This window comes from Clostridium sp. YIM B02555 (assembly GCF_022320955.1).
Lineage (GTDB): Bacteria > Bacillota > Clostridia > Clostridiales > Clostridiaceae > Clostridium > Clostridium saccharoperbutylacetonicum.
Map to the genome: position 1 here is coordinate 137,607 of NZ_JAKJJY010000003.1, position 23,259 is coordinate 160,865.

Below are 23,259 nucleotides of genomic sequence, written 5' to 3' on the forward strand. Positions count from 1 at the left end.
ATATTAATGTTGAAAAATCTAAGGGTAGATTAGTAAAAAGTTAAAAATGAGATACGTGAGGGAAGAGAAAATTGAAAAATAATAATTATAAACGTAGAGATAAGCTAATGATGCGCAAAAGGATTACTATTGCAGCTTTAATGTTAACATTTATTTTTGTAGTATTGGTAATTAGACTTTCTTATATAATGATAGTAAAGAGGGCTGATTATGCAACAATGGCTGAAGAACAGTGGACTAGTGAGATGAAAATAGATGCAAAAAGGGGACAAATTCTTGATAGAAATGGTAAAGAGCTTGCAGTATCAATTAATGTTTATAGGGTCGATTTTGATTTAAAATCAATAAGGGATTATTTAAAAGAAGGGCCTGATAATTTATCGCTCAAGGAAAAGGAACAAAGAAATAGTGTGGGAATCCCAATTCCAGCAGGAAAAGAAGGTATAAAAACAAGTGATATTGCACCAGTAATTGCAAAGGCGTTAGATATGGATGCTTCAAAAATAAAAGAAATTTTAGAGACTAAGCTTCCAAGTGGCGAGGATGCAACCTTTGCGACAGTTGCTAGAAGAATAGAAAAAGATACAGCAGATAAAGTTAAGGCTCTTAATATAAATGGTATTTTAGTTACTACAGATACTAAGAGATATTATCCAAATAATAATTTTTTAGCAAATGTATTGGGAACTACCAATACTGATGGCAAAGGATTATCAGGAGTGGAACTCCAATATAATTCATATTTATCTGGAATTCCTGGAATGAGGATTGCAGAAGTGGATAAAAACAGTACTGATTTGCCATATGACATTTCACAGTTTACAGCACCTGTAAATGGTAAAGATGTAAAGCTAACTATAGATGAAAATATTCAAAGCTTTGCTGAAAAGGCAGCAGAACAGGCTTATATAAATAACAAGGCTAAGGCTGTATCTGTATTAGTTATGGATCCTAAAACAGGAGAAATCTTAGCTATGGTTGATAAACCGGATTTTGATCCCAATAAGCCATTTGAAGGAGCAGAAAAATTTGATGGCAAAGATAATGGTGAAAAAGTACAAAAGATGTGGCGAAATAGATTGGTAAATGATACTTTTGAGCCTGGTTCAATATTTAAAGTATTTACTACTATATCTGGTTTAGAAAATAATGTAGTTAATAAAGATACGAAATTTGCAGATAATGGATCAATATCAGTAGGTGGAATTACAGTAAAGGACGCTGAAGAGGGCCTTGGAACTCAAAATTTACTTCAAATTTTACAAAATTCATCTAATGTAGGGTATGTAATGTTAGGTAAAATGCTAGGAAAAGAAAAATTGTTTGAAACTATTGATAAATTTGGATTTGGTAAAGTTAGTGGCGTTGATTTACCTGGTGAAGCTCCTGGTATTGTTAAACCAGTTAATAAGATGTCTGAGGCAGATCTTGCAACAATATCGTTTGGACAAACTAATACAGTAAACTCAGTTCAATATATGGCTGCATTTAATGCCATTGCGAATGGAGGAACCTTAATTCAGCCCCATATAATGAAGGAAGTTACTCATGGGGATGAAAATAATGTTAGTATTGTAGATGAAACCTTTAAACCTAAGACTTCAACAGTTGCAAGTTCGGAAAAGACAGCAGAACTTAGAAGTTATCTTGAAGCAGTTGTAACTGGAGGATCAGGGGCAGGAACCTTTATTGAAGGGTATCATGTAGGTGGAAAGACTGGAACAGCTGAAAAAGTAGTTGACGGTAAATATGGAGAAGGTAAATACATATCTTCCTTTGTTGGAATGGCTCCAGCAAATGATCCTAAAGTCACTATAATGATAACTGTGGATGAACCAAGTAATGGTGAATATTATGCAGCCCAAGTTGCAGTTCCTTATGCAAAACCATTATTTTTAGATATCTTTAATTACTTAAACACAAAATTTACTGATGAAAAAGGTGAGAAAATCACTAAAGATGTTGTAATACCCGAAGTAAGAAATATGAAATTGGAAGATGCTAAAAAAGTGCTAAAAGATGCAAAATTAAACTTCAATCTTGATGGTAATGGCGATAAAATAGTAAGTATGAGTCCATATCCTGGAAATACTGTTAAGGAAGATACTAAAATAAATCTTTACACTAGTGGTGATGCGACTTATAATAATAATGTTGTAATGCCAAATGTTAGGGGATATTCAAAGGATGATGCTGCTGCTTTATTGAAGGGACTTGGAATAACACCAAATTTTGAAGGCAATGGATCAGTATTATCTCAAGATATTTCAGAAGGTGAAAATATAACTAAAGGCACAACAGTTAAGTTGGTTTTAAATGCAGATTATAAGGATTAAATCGAAATTAGATAAGTGATAAAGCATTAGCATGTGAGAATGCTCGCATGCTATATTTTTAGTATTGGTTTTGGAAAAAAATTCTACATTTTTGCCATGAGTAAAATTATGACAGTAATAATAAGATAAATTTAGTTGGGAGAGATTCAATATGAATTTTAAAAGTATTTTAGTGGGAATAGATTATGAACTGATTCAAGGTGAAATTGATGTAGAGATCAATAAAATAAACTATGATAGTAGAAAAATTAATCAGCTTGATGTTTTTGTGTGCGTTAAAGGATATGCAACCGATGGGCATAATTATATTAATAAAGCTTTAGAAAATGGAGCAAAGGTGATTGTAGTCCAAGATAAAGTGGACATAGAAAACAAAGAAGTCACAATTATTAAATGTGAAGATACAAGAAAAGCTTTAGCATTATTAGGAGCAAATTATTATGATAATCCTAGCAGTAAAATGAAAATCATTGGAATAACAGGAACTAATGGTAAAACTACTACTGCTTTTATGATAAAGAATATTTTAGAGGCAAACAATAAAAAAGTTGGTTTAATTGGAACTATTGCAAATTATATAGGAAGTGAAAAAATCCATACTGAAAGAACAACTCCTGAATCACTGGAATTACAAGAACTATTTTCAGACATGGTAAATAGAGGTGTAGAATATTGCGTTATGGAAGTTTCTTCACATTCTTTAGAATTAGATAGAGTGTATGGAGTTAAATTTGAAGTTGGGATATTTACCAATTTAACTAGAGATCATTTGGATTTTCATAAAACCTTTGAAAATTATTATAAGGCAAAATTTAAATTGTTTGAAAGAGCTGGAATAAAAATTGTTAATATTGACGATAATTACGGAAGACAAGTAATTGAAGATTTAGAAAATTTAAAAGCAAAAGAAGTCTATACCTTTTCGGCAAATAGTAATTCTGATTTTAAAGCTTTTGATGAAGAAATGGGAAGTAGAGAAATTAAGTTTAAGCTTAAACTTAAGAAAGAAGAACAATTTATTTTAAATATACCTGGTGAATATAACATTTATAATGCTTTAGGAGCTATTATAGCATGCTATAAGTTAGATATACCAGAGGTTGCAATAAAAGATGGAATTGAAAGTGTTGTTGTTTTAGGAAGATGTGAAAGAGTAGCAAAGGAATATAATCTTCCATATGAAATAATTATAGATTATGCACATACTCCTGATGGCCTTGAAAATATATTAAAAACGGCTAAGGCTTTTACTAAAGGAAAATTAATATCTGTTTTTGGATGTGGTGGAGATAGAGATAAGGTTAAAAGACCTCAAATGGGAAAAATATCTACTGATATAGCAGATATTTCAATTATAACTTCAGATAATCCAAGAAGTGAGGAACCAGCAGAGATAATTAAGGATATTAAAGCAGGGGTTAATAAAGAAAATTATATAATAATTGAAAATCGAAAAGAAGCAATAAAAAAAGCCATTACAATAGCTGATAAAGATGATGTTATTGTAATTGCAGGTAAGGGACATGAAACTTATCAAATATTAAAAGATGAAACAATACATTTTGATGAAAGAGAAGTTGTAAAGGAAATACTTGATTCAGTTAACAAGTCATGATTAATAGTAAAAGCTAAGTTTACTTAGAATATAGAATAATTTTTTATATAAACAAACTAAAAATTGATAACTGTAAAAAATTGTAAAGACAACTGTAAACTGCAAACACTTTCTCAACTGTAAATTGTAAACTGTTAATTGACTAAAAGGGGTGGATGAACTTGGATTTAAATTTAGCAGAAATAATAAAAGCTGTAGAGGGAAAAGTATTATACAATAATAATGAAGGAAACTTTAATGTTATTTCTACAGACACAAGAAAAATTGAAAAAGATAATTTATTTATAGCATTAAAAGGTGAAAACTTTAATGGAAATGATTATGTAATTAAGGCTATTGAAAAAGGAGCATCTATAATTATAATAGATGAAGTTAAATTTCGAGAAGAAGAATTAAATAATAAAGGTACGATAATTAAAGTTAAGGATACAAAAACTGCTTTAGGAGATTTAGCAAGATTTTATAGAAAAAAACTTGGAATAAAAGTTGTTGGAATAACGGGTTCAACAGGTAAAACTTCCACTAAAGATTTAGTGGCTGCATTTTTGAGTGGAAAATATAAGGTGTTTAAAACACAAGGGAATTTTAATAATGAAATTGGTTTACCTCTCATGATTTTTCAGCTTTCAAAAGATTATGATATAGCTGTACTTGAAATGGGAACTAGTAATTTTGGTGAAATAAACCGTTTAGCAAGTATTGCACTTCCTGATGTTGCAGCAATTACAAATATTGGAGTGTCACATATAGAATATTTGAAGACTAGGGAAAATATACTTAAAGAGAAGATGTGTATAACAGACTTTTTTGCTGAGCAAAATTCATTAATAGTAAATTGTGAAAATGATATGTTACAGACTTTAAATAGATGCGATAAATTTAATTTACAAAAAGTTGGATATGATGAAAAGTACAATATGTATGCTAAAAACATTGAATTAACTGATAAAAGTACTTCTTTTGATGTAGTGACTATGGAAAAGGAAAGTCATAGATTCAATTTAAATATGATTGGAGAACATAATGTACTTAATGCACTTATAGGGATACAAATTGCAAGAGATTTTGGATTAACATTTGAGGAAATGGAAAAAGGATTAGAAAATTTTAATGCAACTTCTATGAGACTTGAGTTTATACAAAAAAATAATTTCACAATAATTAATGACTCATATAATGCCAGCCCTGATTCAATGAAAGCAGCGATTGAGGTTCTTAAAAATTCCTCTGGAACAAGAAAATTGGCAGTACTGGGAACAATGGGGGAATTAGGTGATTATGCTAAGAAAGCTCATACTGAAATTGGAAACTATGCAAAAGAAAAGGTTGATATTTTATTAACAACAGGAGAGTTTAAGGATTGTTATAAGGCTGGTTTTGGAGATGCCACAATGGTCTTTGAAACAAAACAGGAACTTATGGAAAAATTAGTTGAGTTAATAGAAGTAAATGATACTATTTTAATAAAGGCATCAAGAAGTGGAAAATTTGAGGAAATAATTAAGTATATAGAGAAAATGAAATAAAACTAAGGAGGTGACTTGCCTTAGGCAGCACAGGATGGGGGACACTATGAACTTTATAATGAATTTTAAAATTTTAGCACCATTAATAATGGGATTTATATTTTCGATGATACTTGGACCGATATTTATACCAGTACTTCACAAATTGAAGTTTGGTCAAAATATTAGAAAGGATGGACCTAAGAGCCATCAAAAAAAATCTGGAACTCCAACAATGGGTGGTCTTATATTTTTTATTTCAACGGCTGCAACTATGTTAATTATGGGACAAAATCTAACAAGCAAAGAAATGATACTATTATATTCATTTCTAGCATTTGGATTTATTGGATTTTTAGATGATATATTAAAAATAATTCACAAAGATAACTTAGGATTAAGAGCAGCACAAAAGATGATATTATTAATTTTATTTTCATTAGCTTTAGCATGGTATGGATATGTAAATGTTGGAACTGATATATTATTCCCATTTTTAGGGCATAATATTAAATTCAATTTAGGAATATTATATATACCATTTATAGTTATTTATTATGCAGCAGTAACAAATGCAGTCAATTTGACAGATGGTATTGATGGACTTGCAACATCAGTTACAATAATTGTATTAACATATTTTGCTATTGTTGGATTTAGAACAGGAAATTATGAAGTGTCAGTTTTTGCATTAGCATTAATTGGAGCATTACTTGGGTTCCTGAAATTTAATGCTTTTCCGGCAAAGATTTTTATGGGTGATACAGGTTCTTTAGCTCTAGGAGGGGTTATAGGGACTATGGCCTTAATGCTTAGAATGGAGTTGTTTGTTATAATAGTTGGAGGTATTTATTTGATTGAAACATTATCTGTTATCATTCAAGTTACTTCTTTTAAATTAACTGGTAAGAGAGTATTTAAAATGTCTCCAATACACCATCACTTTGAACAAGTTGGGTGGAGTGAAGTTAAAATAGTAACCGTATTTTCATGTATAACTACAATTTTATGTGTAATTGGTTTTATAGCGCTTTAGTTAAGTAAGTTTGGAGGATTTATGTATGAAGGTCATTAGGCCAAAAAGAAAAATTAAGATGGGTGAAATAGATTATGGTATATTTTATTCAGTGGCATTACTGTTAACAATAGGAATAGTTATGGTATATTCAGCTAGTTCTTACTATGCAATGTATATAGACCATGATAGTATGGCTTATCTGAAAAAACAGCTTATTTCAGCAGTTGTTGGAGTTATTGCAATGGCCGTTGCTATGAGTTTTGACTACCATAAAATAAAAAAATACACAGTACCAATAATGATAGGATGTGTACCTTTGTTATTAGCTGTGTTCTTATTTGCTGATACTAAAGGAGCGCAGAGATGGATTAAGATTGGTGGATTTAGTTTACAGCCTTCAGAAATTGCTAAATATGTTGTGGTAATTTTTTTAGCAATGAGCTTAGAACTCAAAGGTGAAGGTGTTAAAAAATTTACAACTGGAATAGTTCCATATTTAACAGTTTCAGGATTTTATGCTGCATTGGTATTATCTCAGAAGAATTTAAGTATTGCATCAGTTATTATGATTGTTACCTTTATTGTGTTATTTGCTGCTGGGGGAAAATTAAAACATTTATTTGGAATAGTAGCTCCAGTTTTAGTAGCAGCAGCAGCATTTTTTGCAATGTCTGCAGATTATAGAAGAGCTCGATTATTGAACTTTATAAATCCTTGGAATGATGCTGCCGGAAATGGATATCAATTAATACAATCCTTTTATGCACTTGGAGCTGGAGGTATAACGGGACTTGGTCTTGGCCAATCAAGACAAAAAACTTTATATATGCCAGAACCACATAATGATTTTATTTTCTCAATAATTGGTGAAGAACTAGGTCTTATTGGATGTATATGCATAATAACCTTATTCGTAATATTTATTTGGAGAGGAATAAATGTAGCCATGAAAGCAAGGGATACGTATGGTACACTTCTTGCAGTAGGAATAACTTCAGTTATTGCTGTTCAATCACTTATCAATATAGCAGTTGTAACTGGATCGATGCCTGTTACAGGCGTTCCTTTACCATTTATTAGTTATGGAGGTTCGGCTCTGGTGATCAATATGGCTGCAGTTGGAGTTCTTCTAAATATATCACGGCAAATTGAAGGAAAAGAAGAAATTAGAAAAGTATAAATATGTACAGAGTAAAGAATTAGATAATTAATTCTTTACCCTGTTTTTTTTGAGAATATGGAAATAGCATTTTAATTTAGATGAAATTCTTTAATTAACGTGGTATCATTATATAATAAATATAAATTTATATAGATATTTATTATCAATTAATTGAAGAGAAATTTATTAATATACAGAATAAAAATTATATTATTATAATAAAGGATATATAGAAATAGGGATGAGTATGATTAATTCAAAGAAAAGAAATTTACCTAAAACAAAGAAGTTACCTAAGACAAAGAAATTTATTATAAAATCACAAAAAAGAAAGTTAATAAAAAGAATAATATTATCGACAATAATAATAACTATAGGTGTAGTAGTTTTTGCAACTAAGTCTGACTTTTTTTTAGTAAAAAAGGTAGCCATTTTAGGGAATCCTATTATGAGTGGTGAAGATGTTAAAGAAAAAACAGAAAATATTATTGGTCAGAATATATTTTTTATAAATAAAAACAATATTATAAATGAAGCGAAAAAAAATCCTTATGTTGAAAGTGTAGAAATTACTAAAACATATCCAAAACAAGTTAACATAAAGATAATGGAAAAACAAGGAGTATTTTATACAGAAAGTGATGGATATAAGTATGTTTTAGATGGTCAAACTAACTTGCTTGAAAAGACCGATAATGTTGAAAATAGAAATTTGGTTAAGCTTCAGGGAGTTGAATTGAAAAAAGTAGAACTTGGGAATAAGACCTTGGACGATGCAAGGATTCTTAAAGTATTGGATGTCTTTTATCAAATAGTTAAGAAAAATCCAACAAATTATAATGTAGATACTATTGATTTAAGTGATTTTATGAATATAAAAGTGTCTATTGGTGAAGTAGAAGGAAAATTAGGAAATGATGAAAATATACCAGATAAGATGAATAAGTTAATGCATATTATTCAAGATAAGGATATTGGAATAAAAAAGGGTTATGTAGATGTAGGTTTTAATGGAGCGCCCGTATATAAAAAAGAAAGGTAAGATAAGAAATGAAAATATCTAAATCGCAAGTGTTTATAGCAATCGTTTGTGGACTACTAGGGTTTTTATTGGCATATCAATTTAAAGTCTTGTCAAATAAGAATATTGAGTCAAATATTAATAATTATAATAAAAGTGATATAATTTCAGAAATTGAGTCTTTAAAGAAGGAAAAGGAAGAATTAACTGCAACTAATTCTAAATTATCAGATGAGCTTAAGCAAATTGAAGAGACTGCGGCTAAGAATGGAGATTTGGGTAAGGATGTAAAAAATCAACTTGATGACGCAAGAATGCAGTTAGGAATAGTTGACGTAAAAGGACCTGGAGTTGTACTAACAATAAGTCCTAAGAGTTCTATTTTTGGAGCAAATCAAAATGATGCTAGTGGAAATCTAGGAGAAGATGAGTTAGTTCATGTTGTAAATTTGCTTTGGTATTCTGGTGCAGAGGCTATATCAATAAATGATATTAGAGTAACTTCTCAAACAGGAATTAAAACAGCTGGGAATGGAATAGCTATAGGTTCATCAGGGAAGGTTTATCCAAAGGATAAGGTGGTAATAAAAGCAATTGGAGATAAAGCGAGACTTAATGTTGGAATTTCATTTCCTGGTTCTTTGGAATATGGTTCTCTTCCCAATTATAATAATGAAGTCAAAGCAAATGATGATATATTTATAGGAAAATCAACACAATCATTAAAAAATGACTTTTTAAAATCAGTTAAAGAATAGGAGAGAGTTAATTTGATAGCAATTATAGGTTTATTAATAGGAATTATACTTGGATTTGTATTAGATGTTAACATATCAGATAAACTATCCCCATATATGTCAGTGGCAATACTTGCATGTTTAGACACTGTATTTGGTGCTATAAGAGGAAATCTGTCAAAAAACTTTCAGGCAGATATCTTTATATCAGGTTTTTTTGGAAATGCATTACTGGCAGCAGGACTTGCATATCTTGGAGATAAGCTTGGGATTCCGATATATATGGCAGCGGTAATAGTATTTGGTGGAAGAATATTTGATAATTTTGCAATTATAAGAAGATTATTATTAGAGAATTTTAAAACTTGGAAAAAAAGTAAGGGTAAGAAAAATTTAATAGAAAATGAAGAAAATGATGTGAAGTAATGGGGTGATGTAATGAAAAATAATAAAGGCTTTTTCTTTGTTTTCATTGCAACCATTATAATTGGGATATTAATATCTATGAATTATCATTTGAAAGGAAATCAATCTTTTACTCAGTTAAATTCAGCAGAATTCCAAAATGCTGTTGAAGAAAGAGCAACATTGTATAGGCAAATTGGAAATTTAAAAGAAGATAATGGTGAGAAGCGAGATAAAATAAGAAATTATGCACAGAATGATACTAAAAATGATAAAATTTTAGAGGATATGAAAGCTCAAATTAAAGATTATGGAATGTTTGTTGGTGCAAATAAAACTGAGGGACCTGGAATTATATTAAAAATAAATGATGGAATAACTAATGCACGTGAAGAAAATACAGATCAAATAAATAATAAGCTTTTCCATGATAATGATATGGCTTTGGTTTTAAATGAATTGAGAGTTGCAGGTGCACAAGCAATCAGTGTAAATAAACATAGAGTTGTTCCGTGGTCAGGAGTAATTTGTAGTTGGGCATTTTTGCAGTTTGAAGATGGAACTATGGAGTATGCACCCTTTAATATATATGCAATTGGTGATCCAGAAAAGTTGAAAGCAGCATTGCTTGAAGACGGAAGTCATGTAAAACAATTGATGTTTAGAAAGCTCTATGTAGACATTCAAGTAGTTGATAAAATTGTTATGCCACCTACAACAGCTAATATAAATGTTAACCATATGAAAGAAGAACAAAGTAAAAAGTAAAATTAATTAAAATAATTGAAGGAAATTATGAATTTGTATAGAATATAAACAAGTGAGGCAAAGAAAGGATATTTTGGTGTTACATTATGGGTATTATTCAAAACATTGAAAAACTTAAAGCTAAAATTCCCGAAGAAGTATTGCTTTTAGCTGTTTCAAAGACAAAACCTTTGGAAGATTTAGAAGAAGCTTATAAAGCTGGAATAAGAGATTTTGGTGAAAATAAAGTTCAAGAACTTACTACAAAATTTGAAAGCTTTCATGATGATGTAAGATGGCATCTTATAGGGCATCTTCAAACTAATAAAGTGAAGTATTTAGTTGATAAGGTTTATTTAATACATTCCTTGGATAGTATTAATTTATTACATGAAATAGAAAAGAATTTCAAGAAAGCTAATAAAATTGCAAATACTTTAATTCAAATAAATATTGGAAGAGAAACAAGTAAAAGTGGAATTTTAGAAGAAGATTTAGAAAAATTTATTCTAGAAATTGAAAAATGTACAAATGTATCTGTTAAAGGTATAATGGTTATAATTCCGGTAGGAGATGAGGAAAGCAATAGAAGATATTTCAAAAAGACAAAGGAAATCTTTGATGGGCTTAAGAAAAATGAATATAAAAATATACAGATGAACATATTATCTATGGGAATGACTCATGATTATGTGACAGCAATCGAAGAAGGTTCTAACTTAGTTAGAATAGGTACAGGAATATTTGGAGAAAGAAATTATAATTTGGGAGGCGTAAATAATGAGTAATGTTTTGTCAAAAGTAAAATCTTTATTAGGGTTTGAGGATTATGAAGAATATGAAGATTTTGAAGAAGAAGAATTTGAAGATGCGTTAAAGGATGAAGATGAAATTGAACCAGTTATAACCAATAAAAAGAATAGTAAGGTTGTAAATATCCATACATCATCAGCTACAAAGGTTACAATAACTAAACCTGTAGATTATGAAGAAGCTACTGAAATTTGTGAAGCTCTTAAAAATAGAAGAATAGTTTTAGTTAATACTACAGTATTAGAACTTAAAATAGCACAAAGGTTATTAGATTTTATAAGTGGATCATGTTATGCTTTAGGCGGAGAACTACAACAAATTGAAAAGGGAGTATATCTTCTTTCACCTTCAAATGTTGAAGTGACAAATGAATTAAAGAATGAATTAAGTTCAAAGGCGTTGTTTAACTGGTCAAAATAGGAGGCGGCATGATATATAGTATTTATGTAGTTCTTGACATATTATTAAGATTGTTAGAATTAGCTGTAATTGTAGATTTTATATCTTCGTGGATTCCACAAATCCAAGGAAATAAAATTGTTAGAACTATTCGTGATTTTATTAGTCCTGTTTTAGAACCAATTAGAAGATTACAAGACAGATTAATTCCGGGCTTACCAATAGATTTTTCGCCTATGGTTGCATTGGGAATAATAGGAATATTTAGAGGGATGATATAATAAAATTTATGAAAAATAGAATACTAAAATATTTTACAGATGAGTATAAAGATGAAGCTTTAAATTTATATGAAAAATATACATTATCAAAAGAAAAAAATATAACTGTATTTGGTAGAAGTTTTTATACACCTAATGTATGGAAATGGTTTGAAGAAAATTTGCAGAGTAACTACTTTAAAGTTGAGAGTAATGGGCTTTTTCAAGAAGCAGAAAGAAGAATGGTTTCTTTTAATAATTCGGATGAAAGTCCATTTCCTATGAAATTGTTAAAGATTGAAAATACTTCGAAGTTTACAAGCCTTACACACAGAGATTATTTAGGTGGAATTTTATCTCTTGGAATAGAAAGAAATAAAATTGGGGACCTTTTGGTATCCGAAAATGCTTGTTATTTACCAGTACATGAAGAGGTTGAGGAATTTATAATATTTAACTTAGAAAGAATTGCTAAAGTTAAATGTAATGTGAAAATAATTGATAATTTAGATTTTATACCTAAGTTTTCTTTTAAAGAAGAGTTAGTATTAGTTTCTTCTTTAAGAGCTGATGGAATTGTTTCCAAAATTACAAATGCATCAAGAACTAAGGCTCAAGGTATGATTGAACAAGGTCAAGTACTTCTAAATTATGCTAAAATTAAAGATAAAAGTCAAGAATTAAAGAGCGAAGATAGAATCACTATAAGAGGTTTTGGAAAATTTATTTTAGGTGATTGTGTTGGTAATAGTAAAAGTGGGAAAGTAAAACTTATTATAAAAAAATATACATAATTGAGGTGAACAGCATGAAATTAACTCCTATGGACATAAATAATAAGGAATTTAAAAAGGGTTTAAGAGGCTATAATGCAGATGAAGTTGATGACTTTTTAGATCAAGTAGTAGAGAATTATGAAGAACTTTACAAGGAAAATGCAAACTTAAAAGAAAAGCTTGCAAACCTAAATGAAAAAATTGATCATTATTCAAAAATTGAAAGCACTATACAAAATACTTTATTACTTGCTCAAAACGCTGCTGAGCAGGCTAAAAATTCTGCTCAAAAGGAAGCAGAGTTATTACTTAAAAATGCTAATGAAACAGCACAAAAGGTTACTGATAAAGCTCATAATGATGTTGTACAAATCAATGATGAGTATGAAAAGGTTAAGCAGGAATTTATTAAATTTAGAGCAAAATATAGAAATTTCGTGAACACTCAATTACAAACTTTTGATGATTTAGAAAAAGAATTTATTAAAAATTATAATGTGTCAGAGCCAATTGAAGAAGAAGAAGATATTCAAGAAGAAATAATTGAAAAAGAAATTAGCACAGCTAATGAGAGTTTAGATGTTACTGATAAAGAGGAAGAAATTAAGGAAAGTACTTCCTTAAGCGATGAATTAAATGAAATTAAAAGCTTTTTCGTTCAGGAATAATTACATATTGAAATTGTCAATACTCAATGATTAATGAATATTGATTTAATTTGATAGTATTTATATTTTTAGCAATTATATTCGTAACATATATATATAATAAGTAAGTTAGTTAATTGGAGAAATTTACTAACTTACTTATTTTTTTATCTTGAAGTTGAAGATTCAGAACTATTAAATTTACTATTAATTATTACTATATCAACCCTTCTATTTGCAGCTTTACCTTCTTCAGTTGAATTGGACTTAACAGGCCTATATTCACCATATCCTATTGAAGAGAGTCTTTCGGGTTTTACATTCCCTTGTGAAATTAAGAATTCTACTACGTTTGCAGCTCTTATAGATGAAAGCTGCCAGTTTGAATGAAAGTAAGTCGTATTGATAGCGACGTTATCAGTATGTCCTTCTACATGAATATAGTTGTCGATTCCATTTAGAACTTTTGATATAGATATTAGCTTACCTTGAAAATCAGGCTTAATAGTTGCTTCACCGCTATTGAAAAATAGATTATCATTAAAACTAATTACAAGACCTCTTTCTTGAATTGAAGTAGTAACTCCACCTTTTAATTCAGAATTATTAACAAGTTCGTCAACTTTTCTTTTAATATCTGTTAATTTCTCACTTTCAGTAGAAGAATAACTTTCATCCACTGATTCGTCAGTGGAATCAGGTGAGTTTGTATTATCAGTAACAGCTATTACGTTTTTACCGTTTCCGCTATTAAAGCCTATCTTTAAAGAATTAGCTAGTGTTTCAACTTTCTTATTATCTACATTAGAAATCGCATACATCATTAGAAAAAAGATCATCATTAAGGTAATAAAATCCAAGTAAGAAAGCATCCATCTATCTGTATTGTCTTTCTCTTTTCTCATTCTTCTTCTCTTAATCATATTCTATTACCTCTTAATATTCTTCTTCAAATTGTTTAGCTTCATCTGCAGTAAGGTAACTTGATAATTTACTTATTAAAGTATTAGGATTTACTCCTTCTTGGATAAGTAATACTGCTTCTATAATCATTTGCTTTTCGTTGCATTCTTCTTTGTTTAATTCTTTCAACTTACTAGCAATAGGAAGCCAAAAAAGATTTGCAGTAGCAAGTCCATATAATGTTGCAATAAAAGCAAGGGCGATTTTTCCACCCATTGTACTAACATTATTTAATTGGCTGAGAATAATAACTAAACTAGTGATCGTTCCAACTATTCCCATGGTAGGAGCATAGCCGCCGGCAGAAGTAAAAACTTCAATGTAATTATCATGTCTATCCAAAATTTGTTCCAGTTTAGTATTTAATATATTTTTTACTGATTCAGGATCTACACCGTCTACCACCATTTGAAGGCCTTTTTTAACAAATGGATCTAAATCAGAAGTTAGCTCTGAATCTAAACTTAAAAGACCAAATTTCCTAGTTTTTAATGATACTTCCTTAAAATAATTAATAAGAGTTTCGTTATTACTTTCTTTCTTTTTAAAAGCTATTGATAATACTGTAGGAATTTTTTTTAGTGTTTTAGATGGAAATGAAATACCCACAGCACCTATAGTTCCCCCAATAACTATTAATGCAGCTGTTGGTTGCATTAAAGCTAATGGACTACCTCCCTCAATAATAAACCCTACTATTATACAAAAAAAAGCAAAAAAAATACTTATTAATGTACCAATGTCCACAATTCAATCCCCCTTATAATGTGTAAGTTCATAAAATTATTTAATAATCCTAAATTAAATCTAAAATAAATAAGGATTATGTAATAAATTACGAGTTTTTATTAAAATATGTATTATATAGAATAATCATAGCACATTATAAAAACGTTGTAAAATGCCCTAAAATATCATTTTTAAGCAATATATCTATAAGTTTCAATTGTAAAGTGAAAGTTAATATATTATAATGTTGAGAGAATATGATAACAATCAATTACTAAATAATAGACTAAGAGGCTTGTCTATTATTTTTTGATTATGTCTAAAAAGAAAGGATTATTGATTTATGGAAAAGCATGTTTTTGTAGTCGACGAAAGTGACAAAGGGGCAAGGATTGATAAGTATTTATCAGAAATTTTTGTTGATAAATCAAGATCTTTTATTCAAGGACTCATTGAAAAAGATGGAATTGAAGTAAATGGTAAAATTCCTAAAAGCAACTATAAGTTAAAAACTTTTGATAAAATTGAAGTTACATTTAGTGAACCTGAAGTCTTGAATGTAGAGGCTGAAGATATACCTTTAAATATTTTATATGAAGATGCAGATATAGTAGTAGTAAATAAAGAACAAGGGATGGTTGTCCATCCAGCACCAGGAAATTACAATGGAACATTAGTAAATGCACTACTTTATCATTGCACAGATTTATCTAGTATTAATGGAATTATTAGACCAGGTATAGTTCACAGAATTGACAAAGATACTTCTGGAGTTTTAGTAGTAGCTAAAAATGATAAAGCGCATAATAAACTTTCAGAACAATTAAAAGATCATTCTATGAAAAGAGAATACTATGCTTTAGTTGAAGGAAGAATAAAAAACGATAAAGGTATTATTGATAAGCCACTTGCAAGAAATAAAAAAGATAGATTAAAGATGGGAATAGTTGAAGGTGGAAAAAGGGCAGTGACTCATTATGAAGTTTTGGAAAGATATAATGGATTCTCATTAATTAAGTGTGTACTAGAAACAGGAAGAACTCATCAAATTAGAGTGCACATGGCATCTATTGGCTTTCCATTAGTCGGAGATCCTCTTTATGGTTTCAAAAAACAAAAATTTAAAATTAATGGGCAAATGTTACATGCTAAAACATTGGGCTTCATTCATCCAACAAAGAATGAATATGTTGAATTCACAACAGAGTTGCCAGAGTATTTTAGAACTATATTAGATAAATTAAGAAAAGAATAGAAATAATACATTGTATTAATGGAGGGGTAACATGAAGTTTAAAGCAATTCTATTAGATGATAAAGCAATAAATAGAACATTAATAAGAATATCGCATGAAATAATTGAAAGAAATAAAGGAGTGGAAGACTTAGTTTTACTTGGAATTAAAACTAGAGGGTATCCTCTTGCTGAGAGAATTGCAAGTTATATAAAAGGAATTGAAGGTAAGGAAGTTCCAGTAGGCTCAGTAGACATAACGTTATATAGAGATGATTTAAGTGTTGTTACTGATAAGGTAGAGGCCCATGATTTAAATTTAGGCCTTGAAATAAAAGATAAGAAAATTGTTATAGTTGATGATGTTTTATATACCTGTAGAACAGCTAGAGCGGCAATAGATGCTATTATGGATGTAAGCAGACCAATGGGAATTCAATTAGCAGTGCTTATAGATAGAGGTCATAAAGAATTACCTATTAGGGCAGATTATGTAGGTAAAAATATACCAACTTCAAAAAATGAAATTATAGCAGTTTCATTGAACGAAATTGATGGTGAAGATCACGTAAAAATATATGATTCAAATAGTAATGAAGAATAAAGGGAGAACATGATATAATGTATGATTTAATTGCAACCAGTACTTTTGGAATAGAAAGTATAACAGCAAAAGAACTAAAAGCACTAGGCTATGAAGATTTAAAAATTGAAAATGGAAAAGTTACTTTTGAAGGTGATGAAATGGATATAGCAATTTGCAATATTCATTTGAGAACAGCAGATAGAGTACTTATAAAAATGGCGGAGTTTGAAGCTAAGTCTTTTGAAGAATTATTTCAAGGAACTAAAAAAGTCGATTGGAGCAAGTTAATTCCAATAGATGGTGTTATGCATGTAGTTGGTAAAAGTATTAAATCAACTTTACATAGTGTTCCAGACTGCCAATCTATTGTAAAAAAAGCTATAATAAAAAGCATGAGTGAAAGCTATGGGATTGAGACCTTTAGTGAAAGTGGACCAGTTTATAAAATTGAAGTTGCAATTTTGAAAGATATAGTAACTTTGACTATAGATACAACAGGACCAGGTTTACACAAAAGAGGTTATAGAGAACTTGCTGGTATTGCTCCACTAAAAGAAACTTTAGCAGCATCTATGATTTTAATTTCTAGATGGAATGAAAATTTTTCACTTATTGACCCATTTTGTGGTTCAGGAACAATATTGATAGAAGCTGCTATGATAGCTCAAAATATTGCACCAGGAGTAAATAGAAGTTTTGTATGTGAAACTTGGCCATCTATGAGTGGAAATGAATTTAATATAGTAAGAGATGGTGCTAGGAAGTCTGAGAAGAAGAATGATATAAAACTAATTGGCTATGATATAGATTATAGAGTTATTAAAGTTGCTATGGAAAATGCCCAAAAGGCAGGAGTAGATAAATACATTGAATTTCAAAAACGAAATTTTATGGATTTTTCAACTTCTAAAAAGTATGGTTTTATAATTTCTAACCCACCATATGGGGAAAGAATCGGAGAAACAGAAATGTTAAACACGCTTTATAAACATATGGGAAATATGAAAAAGAGATTAGAAGATTGGGATTTTAATATATTAACATCTTTTGAGCCTTTTGAAAAAGTAGTTGGAGTAAAGTCTACTAAGAACAGAAAACTATATAATGGTAAAATAAAATGTTATTATTATCAATATTTTGATAATATTAAAATTAAAAATCAAGGTGATATTTTAATCAATAAGTTAATAAATTAAAATTAACTCGATAAATAGTTAATTAAATTAAGCTGATGGGGTTAAAAAGTTATTTATATTAGTTTGTATAGGAAGTAGTGTAAATATATTTACAAAATTTTATACCAGTGATAAAATTAGTGTAAGTAAAATATGGTAGCAAAGGCGCTAACAATAAGAAGTTGTTAGTGCCTTTTTTGCGCATCTAATTATAATCAAGAAGATTTTATAGAGATGTATATTTTATTAAAATAAATATTAAGGAAGGAGTTCAAATAATGGCAGAGGTATATCAAAGGATGGCAGAGAAAATACCAAATATGAGTAGAGCTCAAGAAAAAATAGCAAAATATATTTTATCAAATCCAAACAGCACACCTTTTTTAACTGTAGAAAAATTAGCTAAGCTATCTGGAGTTAGTATTGCAACTGTTACGAGATTTGTAATCTTTCTAGGATATAAAGGATATCCTGAATTTCTAAAGGATACTCAACAATCTATGCAGCAGCAAGTATCAAAAAATGAGCGTTTAAAAAATGATTCAAATGAAAATTCTGATGATGAAAAAGAAGTTTATGATATATTTGAAGAAGATTTAAATAATATCAAATTGACTATGGAAGAGTTAGATTTATATGAGTTGAAAAAGGCAGTAAACTTACTATTAAATGCTAAAAAAATATACATAGTTGCGAGGAGAAGTGCGTCAGTGCTTGGATCATTTTTAAAATATTATTTAGATTTTATGTTTAATAGTGTTAATTTAATAGAAAATATTGAACAAATACCTAAACAAATAAATGGCTTTAGTGGAGAAGAAGTTATTATAGGAATCAGTTTTGAGAAGTATGCCAGAAGTACAGTTGAGATAGTTGCTCATTTAAAAAGCAGGGGAGTTGCTACCATAGCAATTACTGATAATATGTTGTCTCCACTTGTTCCTTATTCAGATGTTACATTAACTGCAATGAGTAAAGGTTCTACTGAAATTGAATCTTTTGCAGCACCAATAAGTTTAATTAACGCATTAATTACATCTATTGAGAAGGAAAGAAAAGATTGTTTTACTAGCAATGTAGAATTGCTAGAAGAAGCCTGGAGAAAATTTGATTTATTCATTTAAAAAAGAAGTATCAACTTACATAAACGGAAGTTGATACTTCTCTTTATTAAACTTTAAACTTATTATTAAAATCACTTGGGTTAATAAATAAGGTCCAATTTGTATGATAAATAACCATACCAGGTTTTGCGCCATTAGGCTTTTTTAATTCCTTAACTTTTGTATAATCAATAGGTAATTTTGCTGAATCTTTACCTTTACTATAATAACCAGCAATTATAGCAGCTTCCTCTAAAGTGCTATCAGGTACATCAAAGGCACATACGATAACATGTGAACCAGGGATGTCTTTTGCATGAAGCCAAAGATGATTTTTATTTGCAAATTTTAAACTCAAATAATCATTTTGTAAGTTGTTCTTTCCTACATAGATATCAATTCCATCACTTGAAACAAAATGATGAGGTTTTGAAGTTTTTGCTTGTTTTGCATTTTTATTATTTTTTCTAAAGCGAATATATCCTGTTTCGACTAATTCATTTTTTATCTCATCAATTTCACTATAACTTTCAGCATTTAGAATGTTTGTAAGCACAGAATTTAAATAAGCTATTTCCTGTAAGTTTTTCTCAAGTTGAGCTTTTGCGTATTCTTCAGAGGTTTTAAGTTTATTATACTTTTTATAATAACGCTGAACATTTTCAGAAGGAGTTTTTGTCTTATCTAGCGCTATTTTCATATACTCTTCTTCCTCTTCGTTATAAAAATTAAGTAAAGTACATTCTTCATCACCTTTTTTTATAGTATATATATAAGAAGTTAAGAGATCTCCTTTGATTTTTAAACTTTCTTTTTCAGAGCATTCAATGAGCGTTTCATTTAGGATCTTAGATTTCTTATTGCATCTTTCAATATTTGTATGAATAAGTTTTTGTAAATCAGTAGATTTATTTTGAAGTCTATCTTGTTTATCTTTGCTTACAAAAAAATCTTCCATTAAAGTATTTGGGTCATCATAAGACTTGAGTAAGAAATCACTTCCTAAAGAATTTAATTTAAGTGAATAAAAGTCTTTAACTATTCCTAAACTATTCGAATATATGTTATATGAAATATTATTATCTAAATTATCAATAAAGTTTTTGAAATCTTCATAGATTTCATTAGTAGCAGGAGTAGTATTACTTTTTATAAGGTTATAATATAAATCCTTAGATAGTAGTTTACTAATTCCTGTAAAACAGTTAGAATAAAAATTATCATCAAAAGGGATAGAATTATTTACTACGTAAGAATTTAATTCTTCGTAGGTAGTTGAAAATGGATTAAGTTTGTTAGAGCTTGGAGGATATACAAAATTAACACCTGGATATAATACTCTATAACTATTTATATCAGCAGTAATGTGTTTTATAGATTCCATTACTTTGTTATCTCTATTTCTAACTAAAGTTATATTGGAGTGACGTCCCATAATTTCGATAATAAGGGAATAAATACTATCAAATCCAAGTTCATCTCTATTTTCAATTTCCATGATTATAATTCTATCAGAATCTTTTTGAATAAGATTTGTGATTCTGCCACCTAAAATATATTTTCTAAGAACCATTAAATACATAGGTGCTTTTATCGGATTTTCCTTAACTGTATTTGTTAAATGAATCCTCGCAAATCTAGAAGACGCAGAAATCAAAAGTTTCAAATTTTTACGATCTTTTCTTAAAGTTAAAATTATTTCATCTTTTTCAGGTTGGTTTATTTTATCTATTTTTGAATTCACAATGGAGTTCTTTAAATCATTAATTAAACTATATAAGTATATACCATCTAGTGCCATCTTATGTCATCCTTTCTTTTGTAACTAAGAATAGTATAACATTAATGCTTAAGGATTATCAAATTTTAGCAAAAATCATGGTATCAATCTTAAAAATAGCAAAATATAAGAAAAATTTAAGAAAAAATATTAAAAAAGGTATACAGAAATTATAAGAAATAAGTTATAATTTAAAATTGTGATATTATTAATGTATAAACAAAAAAGTTAATTAATTTTATTTTATATAAATTAGAAAAACAATTGATTGGGGGAATAGAAATGGATTTTTATAAAATGCAGGGAATAGGAAATGACTTTGTATTTATTGAAGATTTTAATAATGAAATTCAAGAGGAATGTGAACTTGCAAAAAAAGTTTGCGATAGACATTTTGGAATTGGTGCAGATGGACTTGTAATTGTAAGAAAATCAGATTTAGCTAATGCTAAAATGGTTATAATAAATGCTGATGGTTCAAGGGCAAGCATGTGTGGTAACGCAATAAGATGTTTTGGAAAATATGTATATGAGCATAAAATAGTTAAAGACTTGAAATTCTCAGTAGAAACTGGTGATGGAGTAAAGGAAATTGAAATAATTTTAGAAAAAGATAAAGTTAAATATGTACGTGTATATATGGGAAAACCATCTTATGCAGGAGAGGATATACCTTTAGTTAATATGGAAAATCTTATTGGAAAAGAAATTACTGTAGATGGCAAAACTTATAAGATGACAACAGTATTAATGGGTGTTCCTCATACGATTATTTTTCAGGAAAATGAGGAATATGATGTTATAGCTGATGGTTCGAAATTAGAAAAATTACCTATGTTTAAAGAAGGTAGTAATATAAACTTTGTTAAAATAATTGATAAGACGCATATAAGAGTAGATACATGGGAAAGAGGTGCTGGAGCTACCCTTGCTTGTGGTACTGGTTGTAGTGCATCTGTAGTTGTAGCTAAGAAATTTGGTCTTGTAGATAATATTGAAGAAATTTTTGTGAAAGCACCAGGTGGAGAACTAGTTATAGAAGTTTTAGGTGACGATGTACATATGAAAGGTCCAGCTGAAGTTGTATTTCAGGGAAAGATTACGATATAGAAATAATTAATGAGGGAATAAGAAATGAAATTATTAAGAAGAGTGTTTTTAGGGGTGTTAGTTTTGATTGTACTGCCTCTGTTTGCATTTGGATGCTCATCTCCCAAAAAAGAAGAGTCTATTAATGTAGCAGAGGATATTAAGTTAAATATGGGGGCTGTATTAAAAAATGAAGAAGGTAGTTATAAACTGTATAATTATATAAATGGAAAGTACGAGCAAATGAAAAGTAATTATACTGTATCAACATATGACAAAAATAGCTCCATTTATGTTAGCTCAGAAGGTGGAAAAAATTATATTGTTCATGGAAATCAAAAAGTTGAAATTAAAGATTTAAATTATAGTAACCTTGAGTTATCTAAAGGTGGAGAATACATTTCTTATTTTATTGATGATAATGGTTTAAAATTAAAAGTATTTAGTACTGATGGATATAAACCTATAGAAATTAAATCAAAAGTTTCAATATCTGGTGTATTATCGGATTGGTATGATAGTGATACTTTAGTATATTATGGAGTTAGTGATGACGGAGTTAATGGATTATTTACCTATAATATTAAAGATGACAAAGAAGAACTATTGTATAAAATAAAAGAAGGCTATTTAGCCTTTTTAAAAGGAACAGATAATAATGTTGTGTTTTTACAATTAACTTTGGAAAATAAAAGGCAGTTGCTTATGATAGATAAAAAGACAAAGGAAGTTAAGTTTTTATCTGATGGAATAGATGATTTATCGGATATAGTTAAAAAAGATGATACTTATTATTTTACTGGAAAAGGTTCAAATAATATAAATTCTTTGTATGAGATAAAGAATAATACTGTAAAGAGATTAGTTTATGATTTTCCAACTAGAGTCAAAATTGAAAAAGGACTAAGAATAGATGAAAATGGAAATGTCTTATTTGTTGGCTCTAACGGGGGAGAGACGGCACAGGAACAAGTTTATACTTATACGAAAGATGGGAGTATAAGTGCTATATCTAAAAATTCAACGGATTATGTTTTTTTAGAATATATAAATTAAAATAGTTAATCCTAAATAACTAAGCACTCAAGTAAATATCAATGTTTTATTGATATATACTTGAGTGTTTCTTTTTTGTATTCAGAATTAATTTAAGTTTCTT

At 28.9% G+C, this 23,259-nt stretch carries 23 protein-coding genes; 20 read left to right on the forward strand and 3 right to left on the reverse strand.

The window, feature by feature from the left end; all coding sequences use genetic code 11:
- Nucleotides 1-71: 71 nt before the first annotated feature.
- The 14 genes from L3B98_RS06195 (at nucleotide 72) to L3B98_RS06260 (ending at nucleotide 13,462) form a co-directional block, all read left to right on the forward strand.
- A complete protein-coding gene (locus L3B98_RS06195; RefSeq protein ID WP_077362789.1) occupies nucleotides 72-2,336 on the forward strand; it encodes a stage V sporulation protein D in 2,265 nt (754 codons plus the stop codon).
- A 151-nt stretch (nucleotides 2,337-2,487) separates the two neighbouring features.
- Nucleotides 2,488-3,951 carry a UDP-N-acetylmuramoyl-L-alanyl-D-glutamate--2,6-diaminopimelate ligase gene (locus L3B98_RS06200; RefSeq protein ID WP_238915985.1) on the forward strand — a complete coding sequence of 488 codons (1,464 nt, stop codon included), beginning with the start codon at nucleotides 2,488-2,490 and terminating at the stop codon, nucleotides 3,949-3,951.
- 161 nt (nucleotides 3,952-4,112) lie between these two features.
- Complete coding sequence (murF, locus tag L3B98_RS06205; protein ID WP_238915986.1) at nucleotides 4,113-5,477, forward strand: UDP-N-acetylmuramoyl-tripeptide--D-alanyl-D-alanine ligase; 1,365 nt, start codon at nucleotides 4,113-4,115, stop codon at nucleotides 5,475-5,477.
- Nucleotides 5,478-5,511: 34 nt separating this feature from the next.
- Nucleotides 5,512-6,492 carry a phospho-N-acetylmuramoyl-pentapeptide-transferase gene (gene mraY / locus L3B98_RS06210; RefSeq protein WP_238915987.1) on the forward strand — a complete coding sequence of 327 codons (981 nt, stop codon included), beginning with the start codon at nucleotides 5,512-5,514 and terminating at the stop codon, nucleotides 6,490-6,492.
- 25 nt (nucleotides 6,493-6,517) lie between these two features.
- Nucleotides 6,518-7,654, forward strand: a complete 1,137-nt coding sequence (gene spoVE / locus L3B98_RS06215; protein ID WP_015392713.1) for a stage V sporulation protein E — start codon at nucleotides 6,518-6,520, stop codon at nucleotides 7,652-7,654.
- Between the two features lie 229 nt (nucleotides 7,655-7,883).
- Complete coding sequence (locus tag L3B98_RS06220; protein ID WP_015392714.1) at nucleotides 7,884-8,678, forward strand: FtsQ-type POTRA domain-containing protein; 795 nt, start codon at nucleotides 7,884-7,886, stop codon at nucleotides 8,676-8,678.
- A gap of 8 nt (nucleotides 8,679-8,686) precedes the next feature.
- Nucleotides 8,687-9,415, forward strand: a complete 729-nt coding sequence (locus L3B98_RS06225; protein ID WP_015392715.1) for a DUF881 domain-containing protein — start codon at nucleotides 8,687-8,689, stop codon at nucleotides 9,413-9,415.
- Nucleotides 9,416-9,427: 12 nt separating this feature from the next.
- Nucleotides 9,428-9,820 carry a small basic family protein gene (locus tag L3B98_RS06230; protein WP_015392716.1) on the forward strand — a complete coding sequence of 131 codons (393 nt, stop codon included), beginning with the start codon at nucleotides 9,428-9,430 and terminating at the stop codon, nucleotides 9,818-9,820.
- A gap of 12 nt (nucleotides 9,821-9,832) precedes the next feature.
- A complete protein-coding gene (locus L3B98_RS06235; RefSeq protein WP_077362797.1) occupies nucleotides 9,833-10,567 on the forward strand; it encodes a DUF881 domain-containing protein in 735 nt (244 codons plus the stop codon).
- Between the two features lie 86 nt (nucleotides 10,568-10,653).
- The gene (locus tag L3B98_RS06240; RefSeq protein ID WP_015392718.1) at nucleotides 10,654-11,334 is read left to right on the forward strand and encodes a YggS family pyridoxal phosphate-dependent enzyme; all 681 of its coding nucleotides are present in this window, start codon (nucleotides 10,654-10,656) and stop codon (nucleotides 11,332-11,334) included.
- The gene (gene sepF, locus L3B98_RS06245; protein ID WP_015392719.1) at nucleotides 11,327-11,779 is read left to right on the forward strand and encodes a cell division protein SepF; all 453 of its coding nucleotides are present in this window, start codon (nucleotides 11,327-11,329) and stop codon (nucleotides 11,777-11,779) included. The genes L3B98_RS06240 and sepF overlap by 8 nt, the downstream gene beginning before the upstream one ends.
- Before the next feature lie 8 nt (nucleotides 11,780-11,787).
- Nucleotides 11,788-12,039 carry a YggT family protein gene (locus tag L3B98_RS06250; RefSeq protein ID WP_015392720.1) on the forward strand — a complete coding sequence of 84 codons (252 nt, stop codon included), beginning with the start codon at nucleotides 11,788-11,790 and terminating at the stop codon, nucleotides 12,037-12,039.
- Between the two features lie 8 nt (nucleotides 12,040-12,047).
- A complete protein-coding gene (locus L3B98_RS06255; RefSeq protein WP_015392721.1) occupies nucleotides 12,048-12,812 on the forward strand; it encodes a YlmH/Sll1252 family protein in 765 nt (254 codons plus the stop codon).
- A 14-nt stretch (nucleotides 12,813-12,826) separates the two neighbouring features.
- Nucleotides 12,827-13,462, forward strand: a complete 636-nt coding sequence (locus tag L3B98_RS06260; protein ID WP_015392722.1) for a DivIVA domain-containing protein — start codon at nucleotides 12,827-12,829, stop codon at nucleotides 13,460-13,462.
- Nucleotides 13,463-13,608: 146 nt separating this feature from the next.
- Here L3B98_RS06260 and L3B98_RS06265 read toward each other — a convergent pair whose 3' ends face one another.
- The gene (locus tag L3B98_RS06265) at nucleotides 13,609-14,364 is read right to left on the reverse strand and encodes a flagellar motor protein MotB (RefSeq protein WP_238915988.1); all 756 of its coding nucleotides are present in this window, start codon (nucleotides 14,362-14,364) and stop codon (nucleotides 13,609-13,611) included.
- 13 nt (nucleotides 14,365-14,377) lie between these two features.
- Nucleotides 14,378-15,151, reverse strand: a complete 774-nt coding sequence (locus L3B98_RS06270; protein WP_077362803.1) for a motility protein A — start codon at nucleotides 15,149-15,151, stop codon at nucleotides 14,378-14,380.
- Nucleotides 15,152-15,476: 325 nt separating this feature from the next.
- On the opposite strand from L3B98_RS06270, the gene L3B98_RS06275 reads away from it, so the two are divergent.
- The 4 genes from L3B98_RS06275 to L3B98_RS06290 all read left to right on the forward strand — a co-directional run bounded on the left by L3B98_RS06275 (nucleotide 15,477) and on the right by L3B98_RS06290 (nucleotide 19,252).
- Entirely contained in the window at nucleotides 15,477-16,388 is a 912-nt protein-coding gene (locus L3B98_RS06275; RefSeq protein ID WP_238915989.1) for an RluA family pseudouridine synthase, read from the forward strand.
- A 31-nt stretch (nucleotides 16,389-16,419) separates the two neighbouring features.
- A complete protein-coding gene (gene pyrR / locus L3B98_RS06280; RefSeq protein WP_015392726.1) occupies nucleotides 16,420-16,971 on the forward strand; it encodes a bifunctional pyr operon transcriptional regulator/uracil phosphoribosyltransferase PyrR in 552 nt (183 codons plus the stop codon).
- A 17-nt stretch (nucleotides 16,972-16,988) separates the two neighbouring features.
- Nucleotides 16,989-18,149, forward strand: coding sequence for a class I SAM-dependent RNA methyltransferase (locus L3B98_RS06285; RefSeq protein ID WP_077362807.1), 1,161 nt, complete (start codon nucleotides 16,989-16,991; stop codon nucleotides 18,147-18,149).
- Nucleotides 18,150-18,406: 257 nt separating this feature from the next.
- Nucleotides 18,407-19,252: a MurR/RpiR family transcriptional regulator gene (locus tag L3B98_RS06290; protein ID WP_015392728.1), complete on the forward strand. Its 846-nt coding sequence runs from the start codon at nucleotides 18,407-18,409 to the stop codon at nucleotides 19,250-19,252.
- Between the two features lie 46 nt (nucleotides 19,253-19,298).
- Here L3B98_RS06290 and L3B98_RS06295 read toward each other — a convergent pair whose 3' ends face one another.
- Nucleotides 19,299-21,032, reverse strand: coding sequence for an NFACT RNA binding domain-containing protein (locus L3B98_RS06295; protein ID WP_015392729.1), 1,734 nt, complete (start codon nucleotides 21,030-21,032; stop codon nucleotides 19,299-19,301).
- 261 nt (nucleotides 21,033-21,293) lie between these two features.
- Here L3B98_RS06295 and dapF point away from each other — a divergent pair, with 261 nt between their 5' ends.
- The gene (dapF, locus tag L3B98_RS06300; protein WP_238915990.1) at nucleotides 21,294-22,121 is read left to right on the forward strand and encodes a diaminopimelate epimerase; all 828 of its coding nucleotides are present in this window, start codon (nucleotides 21,294-21,296) and stop codon (nucleotides 22,119-22,121) included.
- Between the two features lie 24 nt (nucleotides 22,122-22,145).
- A complete protein-coding gene (locus L3B98_RS06305; RefSeq protein WP_238915991.1) occupies nucleotides 22,146-23,156 on the forward strand; it encodes a hypothetical protein in 1,011 nt (336 codons plus the stop codon).
- Nucleotides 23,157-23,259 lie beyond the last annotated feature (103 nt).

Coding starts and splice junctions, on each gene's coding strand:
- L3B98_RS06200 (WP_238915985.1), top strand. CDS start 2,488: ATGAATTTTAAAAGTATTTTAGTGGGAATAGATTATGAACTGATTCAA.
- mraY (WP_238915987.1), top strand. CDS start 5,512: ATGGGGGACACTATGAACTTTATAATGAATTTTAAAATTTTAGCACCA.
- spoVE (WP_015392713.1), top strand. CDS start 6,518: ATGAAGGTCATTAGGCCAAAAAGAAAAATTAAGATGGGTGAAATAGAT.
- L3B98_RS06220 (WP_015392714.1), top strand. CDS start 7,884: ATGATTAATTCAAAGAAAAGAAATTTACCTAAAACAAAGAAGTTACCT.
- L3B98_RS06225 (WP_015392715.1), top strand. CDS start 8,687: ATGAAAATATCTAAATCGCAAGTGTTTATAGCAATCGTTTGTGGACTA.
- L3B98_RS06235 (WP_077362797.1), top strand. CDS start 9,833: ATGAAAAATAATAAAGGCTTTTTCTTTGTTTTCATTGCAACCATTATA.
- L3B98_RS06240 (WP_015392718.1), top strand. CDS start 10,654: ATGGGTATTATTCAAAACATTGAAAAACTTAAAGCTAAAATTCCCGAA.
- sepF (WP_015392719.1), top strand. CDS start 11,327: ATGAGTAATGTTTTGTCAAAAGTAAAATCTTTATTAGGGTTTGAGGAT.
- L3B98_RS06250 (WP_015392720.1), top strand. CDS start 11,788: ATGATATATAGTATTTATGTAGTTCTTGACATATTATTAAGATTGTTA.
- L3B98_RS06255 (WP_015392721.1), top strand. CDS start 12,048: ATGAAAAATAGAATACTAAAATATTTTACAGATGAGTATAAAGATGAA.
- L3B98_RS06260 (WP_015392722.1), top strand. CDS start 12,827: ATGAAATTAACTCCTATGGACATAAATAATAAGGAATTTAAAAAGGGT.
- L3B98_RS06265 (WP_238915988.1), bottom strand. CDS start 14,364: ATGATTAAGAGAAGAAGAATGAGAAAAGAGAAAGACAATACAGATAGA.
- L3B98_RS06275 (WP_238915989.1), top strand. CDS start 15,477: ATGGAAAAGCATGTTTTTGTAGTCGACGAAAGTGACAAAGGGGCAAGG.
- pyrR (WP_015392726.1), top strand. CDS start 16,420: ATGAAGTTTAAAGCAATTCTATTAGATGATAAAGCAATAAATAGAACA.
- L3B98_RS06285 (WP_077362807.1), top strand. CDS start 16,989: ATGTATGATTTAATTGCAACCAGTACTTTTGGAATAGAAAGTATAACA.
- L3B98_RS06290 (WP_015392728.1), top strand. CDS start 18,407: ATGGCAGAGGTATATCAAAGGATGGCAGAGAAAATACCAAATATGAGT.
- L3B98_RS06295 (WP_015392729.1), bottom strand. CDS start 21,032: ATGGCACTAGATGGTATATACTTATATAGTTTAATTAATGATTTAAAG.
- dapF (WP_238915990.1), top strand. CDS start 21,294: ATGGATTTTTATAAAATGCAGGGAATAGGAAATGACTTTGTATTTATT.
- L3B98_RS06305 (WP_238915991.1), top strand. CDS start 22,146: ATGAAATTATTAAGAAGAGTGTTTTTAGGGGTGTTAGTTTTGATTGTA.